We start from the raw sequence: 19,857 nt of genomic DNA, 5'->3' as shown, positions 1-19,857 counted from the left end.
TTAAAGTTGGTATAGATTGCGCCTGATACTGTCTTAACACATCTATCTTCAGTAAGTAATATGTGCAAAGAAAGAAGAATTTATAGAAAAGCTGATTCAACCTTCAACAAAAATCAATAAATTAATCAACTTATGGCAAAAATTAGTTCTTCCATCTGTGTTTATCTGTGGTTAATTATCTCAAATCTGGCTTAAACAATAAATCTAACAATAGGAAGTTATCAAACAAACTAAGCATATTTTACTCATACCACTTGTGTTATTATTTCAACTCAAACTCATCAAACTTCACTACTTCCGAATTTGGTTTACTTGTATCAAAGCGGTAACTACTTACTATTCCTGTCTCAGTATCTAAAATACTAAATACCGTTATGTCATTACTAGCAATATAAGGCAAAGGCTTACCATCTTCACTGATTAATGGCGCAATTGTTGGTACTATTGGCTCTAATCCATAAGGATCACCTGTTGCGGTATATTCTTCTTGATAATTAATTGGTACAGGTCGCTGATTGTTACCCCAAGCTGCACCGTAAGAATTACCGACATTAGAAGTTTCTAAAAAGTTTGTACCGCTAGAACTAATAAAACGGTTCCACAAATGGGAGTGTCCAAAAAATACCAACTGTACACCAGCAGATTCTAATAATGGTACTAAATCACAAGTAATATAATCAGCATTTTTAGGGTATTCATAACGAATTGCCTTGATGCTGCCATCGGCATTGCGTTCAATTACTTGAACTGGATTAGTATAAGCGGGGACAATGTTGCCACCTAAAGTATGTGGCGGGTGGTGCAACATTACTACTTTGTATTTTGCTTGTTTAAACTCTGTGCTATTAAGTTCTGTTTCCAGCCATAAATATTGTTCACTACCCTTGACAATTGCTTCAAAAATATGCTGTCCATAACCCCAGTTTTCAGGGTTATTCAAGTCTTGCTGTCTTTCTTGGTATCTACCTTGAATGGTAGGATCAAGACTGTGCGATCGCCAAATAGCAGTAACATAGAGAACCACTAAGAAAATATCGCCGAAAATTACAGAATAATACCTTTTTCCGCCTTGTTTACTGTCAGGCAAACTAAATATTTCTTCGTATGTATCGGTATTAAAAGAATTATTTTTTAACCAATTTGCACGTATATTTGGATGATCGTCTGGATTCAATAAATCGGCATAATTTTTGTAGATTTGCTCTGCTGCGGAACGGGGAAAGGCATCACGAAACTGTTTATTTAAGCTATTCTCTATCCAGAAACGCCCCATTACTTCGTGGTTGCCAATAGTTGTGAATAGCGGCGCGTTTTGAATTAATTGCCCACCTGTATAAACTATTTTAATACCGTTTTTTTCTAATTCATAATTAGCACAACCTTGAAGGCAAGGAAAGAAAGCACCGCCACGATTATCATCAAACCACTCAGAAGCGCGATCTGGAACATTAACCAAATCCCCTGCATGAAAAACTGCATCAACTTTTTCAATAGTTTCAACTACCTTTTGCAGATTTGCTGATACCATTGGCTGTAACTGGTGATCGGAAGTTAATAATATTTTGAGTGGTGTGCCTCTAACTGGTTTTGTAGTTAAACTAAACACTGCACTGCTAACAGAAGTATCGTCTTCCCGCACACTGGTTACAAAGTATGGAACTTTTACGCCTGGAGTTAGTTCACTAACTTCTGCTTTATGTCGCCAAATATCACGCTTAGTCGGATATTTTTCAACTTGATTTTGTTGAAGAAAATCAGCTAATTTCGATTTTTGATCTTCACAAGTGCGACTAAGTTTGTGAGTAGTAGCAACAGCGATTTGATTTAATTCTTTACCATAAGTTACGGTATGGCTAGAACCAGCAAATTATGTAAACCACACTACCCGTACTGAATTTTCAGTAGGTAGTTGTAGAAATGGATCAGTTAGTAGTTTAGGTTTAAACATATTATATTAATAATTAAGAATTGATTAGAAACTTATGTTTTTTAAACTAGCAATAACCTAATATACTTAATTAGCAACATCATCACATTTAAAATATATAAATTATGATTAACGATAACCAAGCAAAACCACAATTATTCGGCTTAACTAATTCTAATAGGGATTTTTCTCTAAGGAGTAGCTGGGGCAAAAATCAATTTAATAACTCTTTCCCAACAGCTTTAGCTTGCTATATGCAGTCTAAAGAACTAGAGCCTGTTTATCTAACGCTTGATCAACAGCTTAGTATTAATCATACAAAAATTAACGTATCACAATTATTTGGTATAAATCCCTCTTCTCCTCACTTATTTTTTGCCTTTGAAAGTGATTATGTACCTTATCGCAAAACAGTGATAGGAAAATTGCCAAGAGTTGATTTAGTAACACAAGACACATCTCAAAGCGATTCTTGCTTGCGTGGTCTAGAAATTAAGTTAACAGCTTTACCAGATAGCTCAACCTGTAATCTTACCCACGAACAGTATGGCTGTGAAATTGTGACAAGACCCGATACCATTGTTTATTTAGCTTTAAGCATTGCAAATAATTTTCAACAATCTCAACAAGAATTACTAAATTACCTCGATCCAGTATGTAGCAAAATTAACGACTGGTCAAGTGCAAAATCAGTTCTACCTGTAATTCCGTTATTAATACAGGCAATTGATAGATTATTAAGCGATAATATAGAAATCCAACAACCCTTAGTAATTCAACCTATCTGGAAAACTCAAGGTAAAACATTTACATTATATGAAAATTGTCTAGATATTTTTGTCTGGAGTGATTTTGCTTTTACAAGGCTTTTCTTCGACATCAGTAAAAATTTTACCAAAGAAAATTTAGAAGTCATCCAACGCCCTATGCGTTCTGTTGTATGGTTGGCAAAAATGCTTTATGAATTTGCTACTAATGGTAAAATGAATCATAAATTAATAATTGACAGTTTAACATACCATACTAAAAACGATAAAGCATTCGCTTTATCAGGAAATGTTACTCGGCTCTATATGAATTGCCCTGAACTAATCACGCCTAGAGTAAATAAGTCAGAAATAAAAAATATTATTTTAGGAGGCGGACAAAACTTTTTAAGCCCAGAGAGAAGATTTGATGCTGTTGTTTTAAGCAATTCAGAAATTTTTGATGCTAATAATTAAACTATAATCTAAAATGTTTAGCCAAGTAGGTTTAAAAATCAATAATCAAATTACTTCACTGGAAATAACAGACTTATTTGCAGGTTGTGGGGGGTTGTCACTAGGATTTCAAAATGCTGGATTTAAAATTTTGGCTGCTTTAGATAATTGGGAACCTGCTATAAAGGTTTACGCAAAAAATTTTAACCATCCAATTATTTTATGCGACATTGATAAAATAGATAGCACATCTGAAGTATTCAAAAATAACCATGTAAATATAATTATTGGTGGACCTCCTTGCCAAGACTTTTCTAGTGCAGGTAAACGCAATGAAGAATTAGGTAGGGCAGATTTAACTATCTCTTTTGCTCAAATTGTTGCTCATGTAAAACCTCAATACTTTGTAATGGAGAATGTAGATAGGTTGCTTAAAAGTAACAAATATAAAATTGCTAGAGAAATTTTTAAGCTTGCTGGATATGGGCTAAGTGAGAAAACATTAGACGCTAGCTTATGTGGTGTACCACAGAAACGTAAAAGATTTTTTTGTATAGGAGAACTTGGGGGCGCAGATAAAAGTATAGAACCTTATTTAGAAGCAAATTTATCTAAGCGTCCCTTAACAGTTAGAGAATATTTAGGAGACAGCTTAGGAATAGACTATTACTATAGGCATCCGAGAAGCTATAAAAGACGAGCCATTTTTAGCATTGATGAACCAAGTCCTACTATTAGAGGCGTTAATAGACCTATTCCTAAAAATTATCAGCTTCATCCAGGCGATACAGCGCCAATTTCGCCGGATTTGCGCCCTTTAACTACCATTGAAAGAAGCTATATACAAACTTTTCCCCAAAGTTTTATTTTTGAGGGTTCAAAAACTGATTTAGAACAAATGATTGGTAATGCAGTACCAGTAAAACTTGCTGAATACGTTGCTAAATGTCTCCTTCAGTATATGCAAGATCAAGGTAATCGTAGAGTGAAAAATTGCACTCAACAAGTAGTGACACAACTGTGCTGACTCGTTTAAAGATACTTAGTTTTTGGTCTAATCAATAAAAAATTTACTCTAGAGATAAGAATACCTCTAGAGTAAATCTTAGTATTTTTCGCCAGTAATTAGTTCTGGCTTTTAATCGGAGCGGCGGGATTCGAACCCACGACCCCTACTACCCCAAAGTAGTGCGCTACCAAGCTGCGCTACGCCCCGACACGAATACCTAGTATAGCAAAATGGCTGAAATTTGCAATAGTTTTATTAAAAAACTTTTAATACCTGAACAGCTTGAACTAAACCTGGAACTGCATCTGCTGTCCAACTACCTTCACAGCACCGTCCTGTATTCAAAATAAAGCTAAGGCTGTAAGCATCGGGATATCCCTCGACTTGCATCCATAATAAATCGCTTTCCGCTTCACAGGCGATTTTTTCTTGATCCATTAACTCAGCCGCCATATAGCTCATTGTTTCTGCAAGCTGCGTTAATAGCTTGCAAAAGTCTTGCAGTTCAGCTTCAGTTAGCTCAATTGCCCAAGTATCGCTACCAACTAAACCTTGATATTCAGACGCATCTGGGTTCCAGCCAATCCGCCAACCAGAACCGCTTTTGATCAAACGCTCCATGCAATTGCGATCCTTATTTTTGCGCTCATGCTGGTTGATATAGATGTGAAAAACACTAAGATTTTCGGGATTTGCGGGCAAGATGCCCGCACTACATTAAGCCTTAGAGAAGGTTCGTCGAATGTTGAAGAGTTATTAACTAGCTTTCTCTAGGGTTCTATTTGCCCCTGCTGCTGTAGGATGTTTGGTCGTCACCAATGATTTCAGGTTGTGTAATCTCATCCGACATTTCGACAATTGCCCGCAGTACGGGTTTCATCATTGGATCATCAATACTGTCTAACTCTTCATAGCGGCGACGTTTGGCACGATTCGCCACTTGCACAGTAATCTTGTAGCGATTAGAGGCTGCATTAACTAATTCCTCTGCACGGTACATGATTTGAGTTGAATCATACTGGGAACGCCTGTGAAGCATATATTTTCCTGGTTTCATAGTATCCTCCAGTTTAACTGACTGTTTTGAAAGTGAGGAGCGGGCGGGTTGTAACTAGGATTACAAGACCTCTGTTTTAAGATTCCTCACTTTTGGGTATAGCGAGAAAGTACATTATTATGTAGATTCTTATCAATCTGTTTAGTTTTGAAAATTATCTGTTTAATTGCCGTTTATGCAAACACTAGCATCGCCAACTGTTAAACGCTATCCTCAATCAAATGTCCATCCCCTCAAGATCGTTGTAATAGGGGATAGCATTGTTTATGGCTTTGGTGATTTTGAAGGTGGTGGTTGGGTAGAACGACTCAGACGCAACTGGATGATGCCTGATAGTCCAGGTCATGTAATTTACAATTTAGGCGTTAGAGGCGATGGTGTTCTGCAAGTATCACAACGTTTAGAGCAAGAGTTCCGAAATCGGGGTGAACTGAGAAATCGCGTACCGGATGCGATCGCACTCTCAGTCGGCGTTAATGATGCTGCTAGACTAGGGCGTACAAGTGGGCGTTATTTTACGGATTTTGGCGTTTTCCAACAGGAAATCAGCCAACTGTTGGATCGAGCAAAACAGCTATGTCCAGTTTATTTTGTGGGAATGGTTCCCGTAGATGAATCTAAAATGCCGTTTCTAGATTGTTTTTATTACAACCATGAGGATCAGTACCGTTATAAAGAAGCAACTAGACTAGCTTGCGAAGCACGTAATATTCCTTATTTGGATATCTTTGATTTATGGATTGAGCGAGGTACTGATTGGTGTCGTGAGCAAATGTGCGCTGATGGTTTACACCCTAACAGCAGTGGTTATCAGGCATTATTAAAAGATGTGCTGAATTGGCAACCAATTACTCAGTTAGCCAACTCCAGTTTAATCACAGCCTAAGCTTTCCCGTGTAGATACAGCAGTTACAGGGTTAACTCCACTAGCACGTTGACACAATTGCTTAAGTTGATAGCGATCAATAATCGCATCTGTAAAATCAGCCCCAGCGATCGCACTATCATTAAAGTTTGTCCCAACCATTGTTGCTTGTCTGAAAATAGCATTAGTCAGATCAGCACCATCCAACGTTACCTGATCTACAAGCGCGTTAGTCAGGTTTGCGTCTGCGAAATTGGCGTTTGATAACGTTCCTTGACTAAGGATAGCGTTACTTAAGTTAGATCCTTGAAAGTTCGCGCCTTTCATTTGTGCTGCGGCAAATACAGCACCCGTCAAGTCAGTATTAGAAAAGTCGCGGTTTTCTAGAAAAGTATGGGTGTAGTTAACAGTTTTTGTTTGTGCTAGAGCGGGAGTAGCACTTAACAATACCCACAGCCATGCCATTACTAGAACTAGAATTAGTGCTAGTAAACGTAGGATAGTATTTTTAATTGTTGTTAAATAAACCATCTCAGAAATAATTAAAATTTAACTATTTTTAAATTCAGAAAATTTCAACTTGTTATAAATGCCAATCTTGACCGACGCGAATTGTGATGTCTGATTTGAGATCCCCAGTTGAATCCGCTTCTATTTTACCTAATCCCAAGATGTTTTTGAGTGCGATCGCCGCTTTCACATCACCTTGTTGGGCGATAATCTGAGTCTGTTGTTGTGACTCTGACCAATCGTTAACTAAGTATACGTTGTAAAAGCCTTTGCTTCTAAGAAACTTGATCACTTTTTGGTTCATCCGAGGCTGACCAGTAGTATTTTGAATAGCAATTCTCAGTTCATTGGCGGAAGGATTAGCAGCCAATAATGTCGGTGTTGATTCTTGACCGAAATAGTCACGCATAATCCGGTCTTTCCCAATTGAATCCATAATCCAGTAACTAGCCGAAAATTCATTAGGAGTGCTAAATCTACCAGGTAACAGCACCATTTTGAAGTTATCTTGCTGTAGGGTAAGACCAAAAGTGCCTAGTGCCAGAGTTTCTTCTAAGCTAAGGTTAGTATCTATATATTTACTCAGGACGCGAATCAGCTTAGGCAAACGAGGTACCATCGCTGGTGTCTGTAATTTAGCTCTTAAAGATTTCAGCAGTGCTTGTTGTCTTTGTACCCGACCAATATCACCATTATTATGATTGCGGAATCTAGCAAACTGTTCAGCTTTTTCACCGTTAAGAGTTTGCCAACCTGGAGCCAGATCAATGTGCAAATTCTGAGTATTGTCATGGTAAGACATCCGCTCAGGCACAAACACATCTACGCCACCTACTAAATCTACCAATTCACGAAATGCACCAGTGGTGACTCTCACGTATCTATCAATCGGTACATTGTTTAATGTATGGTGTACTACTCGTGCAGCTAAAGTTGCTCCGCCATCGGCATTAGCTTGGTTGATTTTAGGTATACTCATACCTGGAAAATCAACACGAGTATCGCGCGGAATTGATAGCATTTTTACGGAACGATCGCTCGGATCTAGCCGTAACAGCAGCATTGTATCACTACGACCTCTGAATATTTGGCGTGGGTCGTCTGGAACGTCGATAACGCGGTCAATTCCCATCACCAGGATATTAACTGGTCGTGATAAACCATAGTGAAAGCTTTCGCTCCAAATACTCTTGTTTTGCTGTCCTTCATGGCTCACAGCTATGAGTGGAGACAAAGGAACCATTAGCGCCACCGTAGTGCCGAGTGTAGCCGAAGCTACTGCTGTTATGGCAAATGCCCCGCTCCATAAGAGGGAACGAACTGGAAAAAAGTTAAATTTTACGTCTAGTAAGTGGTGTGAGAGAATTTTAACGAACCTTGAGGGGGACGCTTGAGAATTAGGAGCTTTCTTTTCCTGAAATTTGTCTGCGGCATCATTAACAGTTTTGCGGTGATGATTCGCAGAACCTTTGGAGGATTTAATTTTTACATCCTCTGTTGAATTTTTTACACTTTGTTCCACGTTCACCTCACCATAAAGCTTGATCTGAGTCCTTATTAGTGCATACTAAAAGCTCATGCAGGATTATAGCTTGAGCTTTTTATTCAATGCAGTTATAACAATTACTCAGAAAAATTGATTTTGTAGTCTAGGGCAAAGTTACTATAGACCGAAAATGGTTACTGCTACCAATGGATAGATCTTTAATTCCCGTTATTCTTGCAGGTGGTAAGGGTGAGCGATTTTGGCCTCTGAGCCGTAAACACCGACCTAAGCAGTTTTTGTGTCTAGATGGCAGTGGTAACAGCTTGTTGCAGGAAACTGCTAATCGCTTGCTGACAATGGCTGATGGTTGGGAGGGGTTATGGGTTGTGACATCTGCCCAACTAGCTGAAGGGGTGCGATCGCAACTTCCTCAGCTACCTCCTGAAAATTTGCTGGTGGAACCTGAAGGTCGAGATACCGCACCAGCAGTCGCTTGGGCAACTCTGGAAATATCTCGCCGTTATGGGGAAGATGCAGTTATTGGCTTTTTTCCTGCTGATCACTGGATTGGCGATCAAGTCGCTTTTCAAAAAACTCTGAATGCGGCAACTCAACTTGCTACCTATTTGGCAGCTATTGTCACATTAGGGATTACTCCTAGCTATGCGTCTACTGGCTACGGTTATATTCAGCAAGGTGAACAAGTTGGCACTTTTGGAGAGTTGCCAGTTTACCACGTTGACAGATTCACAGAAAAGCCAGATCGACAAACAGCAGAAACGTTTCTGGCAACGAAAAGCCGTACTGGAGAATGTCCTTACACCTGGAATAGTGGGATGTTCGTGTTTCAGGCTGGTGTTGTTTTAGAGGAATTAGAAAAATATGCACCAGAAATAATTCAACTTTTGAAAGCTAAGGGTTTAGCGGCTTATGGGGAGTTAGCTAAGAAAAGCATTGACTATGCTTTGATGGAGAAGACTGAGCTAACTTATGTTATGCCAGCATCGTTTGGTTGGGACGATTTAGGTGACTGGAATGCGATCGAGCGTCTGATGAAAGGAGATGCGAAAAATGTGGAGTTGGCGCAGCATATCGGGTTAGATACAGAGGGCGCAATTCTTTATGCTACGGATGAGGATGAGGTAATAGTCACGATTGGATTAGAGGATGTTGTGGTGGTGCGCGATCGCAATGTTACTTTAATCGTCAAAAAAGACCGCACACAGGATATCAAGCAGGTAATTAAGTTGCTGCAAGAACATCCTAATCTGCAACAACTGCTTTAATTGGTCATTGGTCATTGGTCATTGGTAAAAACTTTTGACTAATGACGACTTATATTTATCAGTACGTTAATTTTACGAAACTTAATAATTCTTGTAGTCCAACCAAGGTGTTTTGTAATTCAAAACACCACTTTTATGATTACTCACGATGTTGAAGAAGCAGTTTTTCTGTCTCAACGTATTTATGTATTGAGTTCACGCCCTGGAACTGTGAAGTAGGAACTCGCACCCATCACATGAAGTGCGATCGCAAGTTTCAGGACTACAAGGATCAAGTTTTAAAACTTCTGCGCCAAGAGGAACATTTAACCACACCCAATAATGATTTTCAGGAGTTACCTCTAGTGGTGTGAGTTCTGTATCAATAATTACAATTAGTTTTAAAAATTGCGTATAAAATCACAGCTTAACTGTGTAGACATCCATCTATTGGTTGATTAGTTGAGGAGTGTGGGCAGATATGGCAGGACGATTAGGACGACGTAAATTTATCATTTATAGTGCAGGGACATTAGGAACAAGCCTTCTACTAAAGGCTTGCAGCAATCCACCTGCTAGCGACACAAAAACTAGCAACGCTACCACATCTACCTCAACAGGTGGCGGAAATACAATTAAAGTTGGGATTTTACACTCATTAAGCGGCACGATGGCAATTAGTGAAAAAAGCGTCGTGGATGCCGAAAACTTAGCAATTGAAGAAATTAATAAATCCGGTGGGGTACTTGGTAAACAAATTCAAGCAATAGTAGAAGATGGTGCTTCTAACTGGGATACTTTTAGAGAAAAAGCTACGAAACTAATTGACCAAGACAAAGTAGTAACAGTTTTTGGTTGTTGGACTTCTGCAAGCCGCAAGAATGTTTTGCCAGTATTTGAGTCTAAAAACCATATGCTCTGGTATCCCGTACAATACGAGGGTCAAGAGTGTTCTCAAGACATTTTCTATACTGGCGCTGCACCCAACCAGCAAATTGAGCCTGCTGTAGATTGGCTATTGGAAAATAAAGGTAAAGAATTCTTTTTAGTAGGTTCCGACTACGTTTTTCCACGCACTGCTAATACTATTATTAAGGCGCAATTACAAGCCAAAGGTGCTAAAACAGTCGGTGAAGATTACTTACCACTGGGTAACACAGAAGTAACGCCCATCATTACTAAAATAAAAGCTGCCCTACCTAACGGTGGTGTAATTTTCAATACCCTCAATGGTGATAGTAACGTAGCTTTCTTTAAGCAGATGCAAGGTGCAGGATTATCACCAGATAAATATCCTGTTATGTCTGTCAGTATTGCTGAGGAAGAAGTTAAGGCAATTGGGGCTGAGTACCTCAAAGGTCATTATGCTTCTTGGAATTATTTTATGACAGTAGATACTCCTGAAAATAAGAAGTTTGTCGAAGCTTTTAAAGCTAAGTACGGCAACGATAGAGTAACTAATGACCCGATGGAAGCTGCTTATATCATGGTTTATCTCTGGAAGCAAGCTGTCGAAAAAGCAAAAACTACTGATATTGAAGCAGTGAAAAAAGCCGCTTTAGGGCAAACCTTTAATGCTCCAGAAGGTAAGGTTTCGTTAGACAAAAATCATCACTTATCTAAATTTGTCCGCATTGGTGAGGTAGGAGAAGATGGTTTATTTAAAATTGTTTATTCTTCTAAAGAAGCAGTAAAACCTGTTCCTTGGAACCAATATGTAGCAGAAACAAAAGGATATGCTTGTGATTGGTCTGATGCTAAAAAAGGTGGTAAGTACAAAATTTGATAGAGCTACTGCATAAGTTAAATTTTAGGGAATTAACCACAGATGTAGCACAGATAAACACAGATGCACACAGATGGGATAGAGATAATTTGCGACTGAAAAAAGCTAATAGCTAACTGCTAATAGCTAATTGCTATAAATAGTGAGAGGGCGTGTGTTAGAAGGGTTACTGGATGGGGTCTTTAATGGAATTAGTATTGGTGCTGTTTTGTTAATTTCGGCGCTAGGTTTAGCCATTGTATTTGGGTTGATGGGTGTGATTAATATGGCTCACGGCGAATTAATGATGCTGGGAGCATATACAACTTTTGTCGTCCAAAATGTTTTTAAAAGTTTGGGTAGCCCTTGGTTTGAAACCTATATCTTATTTGCACTTCCTCTTGCTTTTTTAGTTACAGCTATTGTGGGATTAATTTTGGAAAGAGGGGTAATTCGTTATCTTTATGGGCGACCTTTAGAAACACTATTGGCAACTTGGGGCGTAAGTTTGATTTTGCAACAGTTTGTTCGCAGTGTGAACTGGGTGCTAATAATTGGAATTGCTCTATTTTCTTTGCTCTTTTTTGGTGCTTGGCAATTTCTGTCGCGCCGTGCTGATTTTGAGCGCATTCGTAACTGGGTTGTAGCAGTAATGCTACCTTTATCTTTAGCAATTGCAGCAGCTACGAGTGTATTTTTAGGGCAAACTTTTAAACTAGCAGTTACACAACCTTGGTTTGGCGCTCAAAATGTTGATGTAACAGCGCCGAGTTGGTTGCGTGGTGGGTTGCCTGTAGGTAATTTTCAAATGCCTTATTCACGACTATTTATCATCGCGTTAACAATTATTTGTTTAACTGGGATTTATATATTTTTGCAACGTACAGCTTGGGGGTTACGGATACGCGCTGTAACACAAAATCGCACTATGAGTGCTTGTTTAGGTATTGCGACTGCTAAAGTCGATGCTATCACTTTTGCCATCGGTTCGGGTTTAGCTGGAGTAGCTGGCTGTGCGGTAAGTTTGCTGGGTTCTGTAGGACCAAATACCGGACAAAACTATATTGTTGATACTTTTATGGTTGTGGTTGTGGGTGGTGTTGGTAAGTTAGTTGGAAGTATTGTTGCAGCTTTAGCTATTGGCACTGCTAATTACCTAATTGGTTCTAATACATTGGCGCTGTTGTTAGCACCAATAAAGCCACTAGCTGATTTCTTTGAATTTTTTGCAAATACCAGTATGGCAAAGGTAATGGTGTTTGCCTTAATCATTGCTTTTCTACAAGTACGTCCTGCTGGTTTGTTTCCACAAAAAGGACGCACGGTGGACAATTAACAATTAGCAGTTAGCAATTAGTAATTAGCAGTTAGCGATTAAATCAGATGACAGTAGATTTAGCAATTGGAAAGCGTAGTATTAACCGTAAGCGAAAAGCTTTGCTGGTAGAAGTAGGGGTTGTCGTTGCGATCGCACTCCTCCTTATACTTATAATGCCAGTTATCCTCACAGAATTTCGCCTCAACTTATTGGGACGTTATTTAGCTTTAGCAATTGTTGCCCTTGGTATTGACTTAATCTGGGGCTATACAGGAATGCTGAGTTTAGGTCATGGCGTTTTCTTTGCACTAGGCGGTTATGCCTTGGGAATGCACTTAAAATTACAAATTCCCTCTGATGCAAGTAGCCAGTTACCCGATTTTATGGGTCTCTACGGTGTAACAGAATTACCTTGGTTCTGGCAACCATTTCATTCATTTGGTTTTTCTGTCTTAGCAGTTTTACTACTTCCCACTTTACTAGCTGCCTTGTTAGGTTATTTAGTATTTCGTAATCGCATCAAAGGAGTTTATTTTTCCATCCTGACGCAAGCAGCAACTATTGTTTTTTTCAATTTCTTTAACGGTCAGCAAAAACTGTTTAATGGTACAAACGGGCTAATAGACTTTAAAACTTTATTAGGTGCTGATGTAGGTAACAATAAAACCCAAGTAGTTTTTTATATACTAACAGTAATATTTTTAGTAGCAGCTTATGCCCTTTGCCGTTGGTTAACAACTGGAAGACTAGGACGCTTACTAATTGCTCTGCGTGATGATGAAAGTAGGATTAGGTTTTCAGGTTACGATCCTACAGAATTTAAAGTATTAGTATTTGCTGTTTCGGCTGGATTAGCTGGAATTGCTGGCGCATTATATACCCTACAAAGCCAATCTATCTCACCTAGAGCAATGGATATTGCCTTTTCTATAGAAATGGTGATTTGGGTAGCTGTAGGAGGTCGTGCAACTTTAATTGGTGCAATTTTAGGAGCATTGCTAGTTAATTATGGTAAAAGCTTATTAAGCGAACAATTTCCCGAAATTTGGTTATTTTTCCAAGGAGCCTTATTTTTAATAGTCGTCACAGTGCTACCTGATGGAATAGTAGGATGGATGCGATCGCAAGGCATTAATCTAGTTAAATCACTTCTAGGAAAACGCAAACAAGTAGCTACCTACCCAAGCTTAGAAGAAGACCCAGATATACAGCTTGAGCGCGAAACTTTGGAACATGAATAATAAAAACTAGATATAAACACAAAGATAAATTTAATCCTTCTCCTTTGCGATCTTTGCGCTTACCTCTGCGTCCTTTGCGTTAAAAAAATCCCGTGAACACCAAAATAGTAGAAACCGAAAACGTCACCGTCAGCTTCGACGGATTCAAAGCACTCAACCACCTAACCTTTAGCATGGATGTAGGTGAATTGCGAGTAGTTATTGGTCCTAATGGTGCTGGTAAAACCACTTTTCTAGACGTAATTACAGGCAAAGTCCAACCAACTGAAGGACGAGTACTATTTAAAGGAAAAAACACTAAAAAACTGGCAGAACATCAAATCGCCCGATTAGGTATTGGTCGTAAATTCCAAACACCGCGAGTTTACCTCAACCTCACACCCCGCGAGAATTTAGAAATTACCTGCAACCGCCGGAAAGATGTCTTTAGCAGCTTATTTAGTAGTTCTTCAAAAGACGAAAAACACAAAGTTATAGGTTTGCTAGAAACTATTGGCTTATCTGCAAAAGCCGATATAGCAGCAGGTTTACTTTCGCATGGAGAAAAACAACGTTTAGAAATTGGGATGTTAGTTGGACAGTCACCAGATTTGTTGCTAGTTGATGAGCCTGTTGCTGGATTAACAGACGAAGAAACTTATCACATCGGCGAGTTACTTTTAGCTTTAGCACAAAGTCATTCAATTTTAGTGATTGAACATGATATGGAATTTGTCCGACAAATTGCCCGCCAAGTGACAGTTTTGCATGAAGGTTCGGTGTTATGCGAAGGCACTATTGAAGAAGTACAGAATGATCCGCGTGTAATTGAAGTATATTTGGGGCAACAATAAAATGCGATACTTTTGTTGTCGTGGCTAGGCGAACTGACTTAATGAATGACATTAATAGTCTGGTTATTGCTGACAATCGCCATCTGTTGCCCATCAGGGCTAAAAACCATTCTCGTTAACCCACTTGTTGGGCTAAGACTTTGAGGAAACGGAAAGCTTTTGTTGGTTTGAAAATTACCGATATAATATCCAATCACATCAGACCCATAGACATACGTTTGTCCATCGGGACTGAGTGCCAAAAGACTAGCGGTACGATCAATCGAAAGCTCTGACTTTCGTTGTAACTTTCCGGTTTTAATTTGCCAACGAGATATATAGTTAGATATTCCTCCATCGTAAGAAAAAGCCATTACGTCTTGCTGATTAGGGCTAAAAACAATATCAATTATCGACAACAAATTACCTTCATGTACCGCTTGCAGTTTGGCTTGCAGTTTTCGGGTATTTAAATTCCACAAATGCAGTTGAGAATTGCCCTTGACTTTAGTGACGAACCCTAAAACAGAACTGTCTGGGCTAAATGCAAAGCGATTCATGTAGGGTACTACAGCCCCTGGAGTGACTTGTTGCAACGTTCCCTGTAAAACATTCCAGATGCGGACTCCCGATTGCAACTTGTTAGAAGGGGTGGTGATGCTCGTGGCGAGGAGGCGACTATTCGGGCTGAACTCAACCTGACAAAATTGGGTGTCAGCAGGTTTAATGGCGTGATTTTGAATGGGTCTTACCCACTGTGATTGTCCAGTCTTAAGATTCCAAACTAAAAGTTCGATATTGCGCTTAGTTGACGTAGGAGCATAGCCGGAATACATCAGACCAGCCGCAAATTGCCCATCAGGGCTGAGGGCGACATCACAGAAGGTAAAGCCAGGTGTTGCTGGAAAGGCTGAAATTCGTTTGCCGCTCGTCAAGCTCCACAGTTCAGCAGATTGTTCATTGGCTCCATTAGTGAATAGCGTTTTGCCATCTTTACTAAATTTTAATTTAGTGGCAGTCGTCGGCAAGGAGATTCGTAGCGTTGGATTTGACCAGGATTTTGTAGGGGCTGTCTTCTGTTGTGCAGTTTTAGAGGAATTAGGCTTGGCGCTAATTGCGGTCTTGGGAATCTGCTGTGCAAGTGCCTGCGGTGCGATCGCACAACTCACCAATACTGACAATAATACGGCTTTCATTGTAAATTTCATCTCTATTAGTTTGATAGTTTGCGCTTATGTTAGGGTGCAGACAGGATACGTGAAAATTAGATTAAAACTTAAAAGCAATATTTTTTTCATTATCTTTACTTAATATAATTCTGTTAAAAGTAACTTCATTTACAGCAGCTTGGCACTGGTAAGTTGTTACTCTACGTTAGGCTTCATCAGACTAAAAGCAGTTTACGCAAACTTATAAATTTTGGTAGGCAGTTCAGTTCTCTCACCTTCTACAAACAAATAGCTATGGCGAAGCTTACGCGCCGCCTTGCGGTGGTCGCCAAGAGCGTTGTATGGGACAGGCGAAAAGAAGGTTAATGTTACACTCTTCTTGCAGTATTACCATCGCACAACCAAAATATGGAAAATCCCACCCTTAAAAGATCAGGGTAGGATACTGAATTGACCATGATAATAAATTCGCTCTTTTGCTATCAATTACCTACTTGCTACAGAATCAGTGGTGAGATAAATGTGTCCTAAAGCTTTACCGTTGTAAGTGCGTTTAGCTAACCGCCAATTAGAATCTAAATTGATTTTAGTGAATCCTTGACCAATACCATTGCTTCTGCCAAGTTCAATCGGTTGAGCATTAAAATCTCTTGATTTAGTGCCTAGCAACACCAGTTGATTACCACGCTGTACGACATCGAAATTATATTGCGCCCCTAAATCAACACCTGCTTGCCGCATTGAATAACCGTTGCTATCAGTAAATCGTCCACAAATGCCTGTAAAGTCAAAGTCTAATAATAATGGCTTAACTGAACTGCCATTTTCAGCCCAACACGCTCTTTTATTGGATAATTGCTGCAAAATCACCAGTTGATAACGATTTCCACTTAAAGGTGCAGCCACAACCATAAATTGATTTTGAGTAACTTCTTGTTGACCAAACAAGGAAGAACCTACAGGTCTGGGTGAATCGTTACTGTTTTGAAAAGTTGGTGGGAGATTGATGGGGTTGACAGCAATAGGTTTAACAGTTGGTTTCTTGGCTACAACTGGTTTCTTAGCTGTAACTGGTTTCTTAGCTGTAACGCGCTTTTTAGCTTTACGAGCTTTGGTTTTAGAAACAGTTTTGGCATAGCTTGGTGCAGTAAGTACGAAGGAATCCATCACCATACTCCCAGTTACGCCGAGTAATAAAGCCGAAGCAATAACAACCTTAAGAGGTAGTTTAGTAGTAATGGATTTAACAGAATTAACAACAGAAGAGAAGGTATTATTGGTAGCGGTTGTAAGTTTCATTTGTGCTTGTGGGATAACTGAACTCTATTGATTTCAGTATTTCCTGACTACCTCAACTCGTGAGGTGAGTAGTTACCACTTTCTGTATGCGTCTACTATTCAGTTTTTTTCAAGCTGAGTTTTTGGTTAAAAGTAGTACTTTAATAGTGGTCAGTTAGACAAGTGACTATTTTGAGATTTGGAATATAGGTATAAATATGACACAAGGAATCAGAGCGATCGCACACACACCCACAAATACCCCTTCTAACCAGCTAATGCTACAACTATCTAACCTTAATGTTTACTACGGTGAAAGCCACATCCTCCGGAATGTAGACTTAACTGTGTCAGCAGGGCAAATGGTTTGCTTAATTGGACGCAATGGCGTAGGTAAAACTACTCTACTAAAAACCATTATGGGATTAATCAAGCCTCGAACTGGCACAATTAATTTTGTTGGCGAACCAATAACTAATAAATCACCCGACGGGCGGGCAAAACTAGGAATTGGGTATGTTCCCCAAGGACGCGAAATCATCCCACGTTTAACAGTGAAAGAAAATTTATTACTAGGTTTAGAAGCAAGACGCGACGGTAGCAAAGGAAATCAGGAAATTCCAGAAGAAATATTTGCCTTATTTCCAGTACTAAAAACAATGCTATCTCGTATGGGTGGTGACTTAAGTGGAGGACAGCAACAACAATTAGCGATCGCTCGTGCTTTAATGGGAAAACCCCAGTTACTAATACTAGATGAACCGACAGAAGGTATTCAGCCCTCAATTATTCTAGAAATCGAAGCAGCAGTACGTCGAATAATTGAAGCTACTGGAATTTCTGTATTGTTAGTAGAACAACACCTGCATTTTGTCCGCCAAGCAGATTGGTATTACGCCATGCAAAAAGGCGGTATTGTTGCCTCTGGTGCTACTAGCGAATTAAGTCAGGATGTGATTCAAAGATTTTTAGCAGTATAAAAAGGCAGAGCTAGAGAAATTCATTTTCAGTTTTTATTGATTTCCAATTAGTTTTTCAGTAAATAATTGCTGAGAAAAATTATATTATCCTTCACTATCATCAAGAAAAGGTAAGTGAAATTAATGAAGTACATCTGAAATTGTAATTTTTTGAGTTGGCTTTTCGGACAGATTCGTAACAAAGCATAGTTTGATTTAAATTTTTATAATGTATGCAGTCGAATAGTTCCCAACCAATTATGATTTGCTGCCTCAATCCCAATTGTCAGCATCCGCAAAATCCTGATGGGACAAATTTCTGCATTAGTTGCGGTACAGGGTTGGTAGTTCTACTACGAAATCGCTACCGTATTATTAAGCCAATTGGCAGCGGGGGATTTGGGCGCACCTATCTAGCAGAGGATGTGGATAAGCTAGATGAAAAATGCGTTGTCAAGCAATTAGCCCCTCAAGTGCAAGGTAGTTGGGCATTGCAAAAAGCCACAGAGTTATTTTATCAAGAAGCAAAGCGATTGCAACAGCTAGGCGAACATCCCCAAATTCCAACTCTGTATGCCTATTTTAAAGAAGGTAATTACCTGTTTTTGGTACAACAGTTTATTTTAGGACAAAATTTATTGGAAGAGTTGGGACAACAGGGGACATTTAGCGAGCAAAAGATTCAAGAACTTTTACACAACTTGCTACCTATTCTCCAGTCAGTGCATTCTCAACAGGTAATTCACCGAGATATTAAACCAGAAAATATCATTCGTCGCCAAAGTGACAAAAAGTTAGTACTCATTGATTTTGGAGTGGCTAAACACGCTACAGCAACAGTGGCAGCGAAACCAGGAACAACCATTGGCTCTTTTGGTTATGCTGCGATCGAACAAATGCAGGGGGGAGAAGCTTATCCTGCAAGCGACCTTTATAGCCTGGGTGCAACTTGTTTTCATTTACTAACTGGAATTAACCCTTGGTCGCTTTGGCAAACGCAGGGTTATAGCTGGGTACAGAATTGGCAGATGCACTTACAGTATCCAATTAGTAAGGAATTAGAGCAAATACTAAGTAAATTACTGCATATAGAGCGCCAGCTACGCTATCAATCGGCTGATGAAGTACTCAAGGATCTAAATTCTCAGCAATCACCACAGCCAAATGTATCTCCTACAATATCTTTACCACCACGTTCTGTCTTTGCTTTTCCGCGCTGGCTGTTAATAACAGGATTTTGTGCAACTCTAACTGGTATCGTGTTCATGGGAGTTTCTTCCTTCCTCGATCAACACAAATCTATACAAGAAGGAGCATCAAAAACTCCATCGCCACGAGCAACCAATACTTCTAATCCGCCTAAGATAGCATCTGTAGCGCCTTCCCTAGCTGATAACATTACTACAAGGGTGCAAAATTCCAGCCAAACTGCCAATTGTACTATTGTAGTTGACGATCCAGCCCCACCTCTCAACGTGCGCGACAGCCCTGAAGTTAAACCTGACAACAATATCGGCTCATTAGACAATGGCACAACCCTTACCGTAATAGCTCAAAGAAACGGTTGGGTTCAAATTAACTCGCCTATTCAAGGTTGGGTAGCTGCAAATCGAATCAAAAAAGTTTGCAATACTTCAACAACTCCATCTTCACCATTAACCACTACTTCTAATCCGCCCAAGATAGTATCTGTAGCGCCTTCTTTAGCTGATAACACTACCACAAGAGGGCAAAATTCCAGTCAAGCTGCCAATTGTACTATTGTAGTTGACGATCCAAATCCACCTCTCAACGTACGTGAAAGTCCTGAAGTTAAACCTGACAATAATATTGGCTCATTAAACAATGGCACAACCCTCACCGTGATAGCCGAAAGAAAGGGCTGGGTTCAAATCAACTCCCCTATTCAAGGTTGGGTAGCTAGCAATCGAATTAAAAAAGTTTGTAATAGATAATTGTTTATACAAATTACCAAATGTGTCCTAAATCACTAA

General features: G+C 39.4%; 16 protein-coding genes, 1 tRNA gene and 2 pseudogenes. 11 read left to right on the top strand and 8 right to left on the bottom strand.

Features of this window, described 5'->3' with window-relative positions; translation table 11 throughout:
* Positions 1–262: 262 nt before the first annotated feature.
* Positions 263–1,948, bottom strand: a pseudogene (locus CRI9333_RS12490) (metallophosphoesterase).
* A gap of 104 nt (positions 1,949–2,052) precedes the next feature.
* Between CRI9333_RS12490 and CRI9333_RS12485 the strand changes: the two are divergent.
* Positions 2,053–3,150, top strand: a complete 1,098-nt coding sequence (locus tag CRI9333_RS12485; RefSeq protein WP_015203534.1) for a HindVP family restriction endonuclease — start codon at positions 2,053–2,055, stop codon at positions 3,148–3,150.
* A 13-nt stretch (positions 3,151–3,163) separates the two neighbouring features.
* Positions 3,164–4,156 (top strand): DNA cytosine methyltransferase, encoded by a 993-nt coding sequence (locus tag CRI9333_RS12480; RefSeq protein WP_015203533.1) that lies wholly within the window; start codon positions 3,164–3,166, stop codon positions 4,154–4,156.
* Between the two features lie 115 nt (positions 4,157–4,271).
* Here CRI9333_RS12480 and CRI9333_RS12475 read toward each other — a convergent pair.
* The 3 genes from CRI9333_RS12475 to CRI9333_RS12465 all read right to left on the bottom strand — a co-directional run bounded on the left by CRI9333_RS12475 (position 4,272) and on the right by CRI9333_RS12465 (position 5,195).
* A tRNA-Pro gene (locus tag CRI9333_RS12475) sits at positions 4,272–4,345 on the bottom strand.
* Between the two features lie 48 nt (positions 4,346–4,393).
* Positions 4,394–4,759 carry a DUF1818 family protein gene (locus CRI9333_RS12470; RefSeq protein WP_015203532.1) on the bottom strand — a complete coding sequence of 122 codons (366 nt, stop codon included), beginning with the start codon at positions 4,757–4,759 and terminating at the stop codon, positions 4,394–4,396.
* 157 nt (positions 4,760–4,916) lie between these two features.
* A complete protein-coding gene (locus tag CRI9333_RS12465) occupies positions 4,917–5,195 on the bottom strand; it encodes a DNA-directed RNA polymerase subunit omega (protein WP_015203531.1) in 279 nt (92 codons plus the stop codon).
* A 175-nt stretch (positions 5,196–5,370) separates the two neighbouring features.
* On the opposite strand from CRI9333_RS12465, the gene CRI9333_RS12460 reads away from it, so the two are divergent.
* On the top strand, positions 5,371–6,081 hold the full coding sequence (locus CRI9333_RS12460) for a GDSL-type esterase/lipase family protein (RefSeq protein WP_015203530.1): 711 nt from the start codon (positions 5,371–5,373) through the stop codon (positions 6,079–6,081).
* Here CRI9333_RS12460 and CRI9333_RS12455 read toward each other — a convergent pair.
* Both CRI9333_RS12455 and CRI9333_RS12450 read right to left on the bottom strand, forming a co-directional pair.
* Positions 6,067–6,591 (bottom strand): pentapeptide repeat-containing protein, encoded by a 525-nt coding sequence (locus tag CRI9333_RS12455; RefSeq protein WP_015203529.1) that lies wholly within the window; start codon positions 6,589–6,591, stop codon positions 6,067–6,069. The genes CRI9333_RS12460 and CRI9333_RS12455 overlap by 15 nt on opposite strands.
* A gap of 52 nt (positions 6,592–6,643) precedes the next feature.
* Positions 6,644–8,092, bottom strand: a complete 1,449-nt coding sequence (locus CRI9333_RS12450; RefSeq protein WP_015203528.1) for an LCP family protein — start codon at positions 8,090–8,092, stop codon at positions 6,644–6,646.
* A 170-nt stretch (positions 8,093–8,262) separates the two neighbouring features.
* On the opposite strand from CRI9333_RS12450, the gene CRI9333_RS12445 reads away from it, so the two are divergent.
* From CRI9333_RS12445 to urtD, 6 genes and pseudogenes are all read left to right on the top strand, one after another.
* Positions 8,263–9,342, top strand: coding sequence for a mannose-1-phosphate guanylyltransferase (locus CRI9333_RS12445; protein ID WP_015203527.1), 1,080 nt, complete (start codon positions 8,263–8,265; stop codon positions 9,340–9,342).
* A gap of 126 nt (positions 9,343–9,468) precedes the next feature.
* Positions 9,469–9,695 (top strand): annotated as a pseudogene (locus CRI9333_RS28685) (ABC transporter ATP-binding protein); the annotation flags it as partial.
* Positions 9,696–9,802: 107 nt separating this feature from the next.
* On the top strand, positions 9,803–11,107 hold the full coding sequence (gene urtA / locus CRI9333_RS12440; protein ID WP_015203526.1) for an urea ABC transporter substrate-binding protein: 1,305 nt from the start codon (positions 9,803–9,805) through the stop codon (positions 11,105–11,107).
* 154 nt (positions 11,108–11,261) lie between these two features.
* Positions 11,262–12,422: an ABC transporter permease gene (locus CRI9333_RS12435; RefSeq protein ID WP_015203525.1), complete on the top strand. Its 1,161-nt coding sequence runs from the start codon at positions 11,262–11,264 to the stop codon at positions 12,420–12,422.
* A 47-nt stretch (positions 12,423–12,469) separates the two neighbouring features.
* Positions 12,470–13,645: an urea ABC transporter permease subunit UrtC gene (gene urtC / locus CRI9333_RS12430; RefSeq protein WP_015203524.1), complete on the top strand. Its 1,176-nt coding sequence runs from the start codon at positions 12,470–12,472 to the stop codon at positions 13,643–13,645.
* Positions 13,646–13,737: 92 nt separating this feature from the next.
* Positions 13,738–14,478, top strand: a complete 741-nt coding sequence (urtD, locus tag CRI9333_RS12425) for an urea ABC transporter ATP-binding protein UrtD (protein ID WP_015203523.1) — start codon at positions 13,738–13,740, stop codon at positions 14,476–14,478.
* A 38-nt stretch (positions 14,479–14,516) separates the two neighbouring features.
* Here the strand turns inward: urtD and CRI9333_RS12420 are convergent, their stop codons facing one another.
* The gene (locus CRI9333_RS12420) at positions 14,517–15,653 is read right to left on the bottom strand and encodes a WD40 repeat domain-containing protein (protein WP_015203522.1); all 1,137 of its coding nucleotides are present in this window, start codon (positions 15,651–15,653) and stop codon (positions 14,517–14,519) included.
* Between the two features lie 459 nt (positions 15,654–16,112).
* Entirely contained in the window at positions 16,113–16,925 is an 813-nt protein-coding gene (locus CRI9333_RS24925; RefSeq protein WP_015203521.1) for a DUF3747 domain-containing protein, read from the bottom strand.
* Between the two features lie 257 nt (positions 16,926–17,182).
* Here CRI9333_RS24925 and urtE point away from each other — a divergent pair, with 257 nt between their 5' ends.
* Positions 17,183–17,884 carry an urea ABC transporter ATP-binding subunit UrtE gene (gene urtE, locus CRI9333_RS12410; RefSeq protein WP_041226621.1) on the top strand — a complete coding sequence of 234 codons (702 nt, stop codon included), beginning with the start codon at positions 17,183–17,185 and terminating at the stop codon, positions 17,882–17,884.
* A gap of 212 nt (positions 17,885–18,096) precedes the next feature.
* Positions 18,097–19,818, top strand: coding sequence for a protein kinase domain-containing protein (locus CRI9333_RS24920; protein ID WP_015203519.1), 1,722 nt, complete (start codon positions 18,097–18,099; stop codon positions 19,816–19,818).
* Positions 19,819–19,857: the final 39 nt, after the last annotated feature.

The sequence above is a fragment of the Crinalium epipsammum PCC 9333 genome (assembly GCF_000317495.1).
GTDB classification, from domain to species: Bacteria; Cyanobacteriota; Cyanobacteriia; order Cyanobacteriales; family PCC-9333; genus Crinalium; species Crinalium epipsammum.
This window is presented reverse-complemented; position numbering and strand designations above follow the sequence as displayed.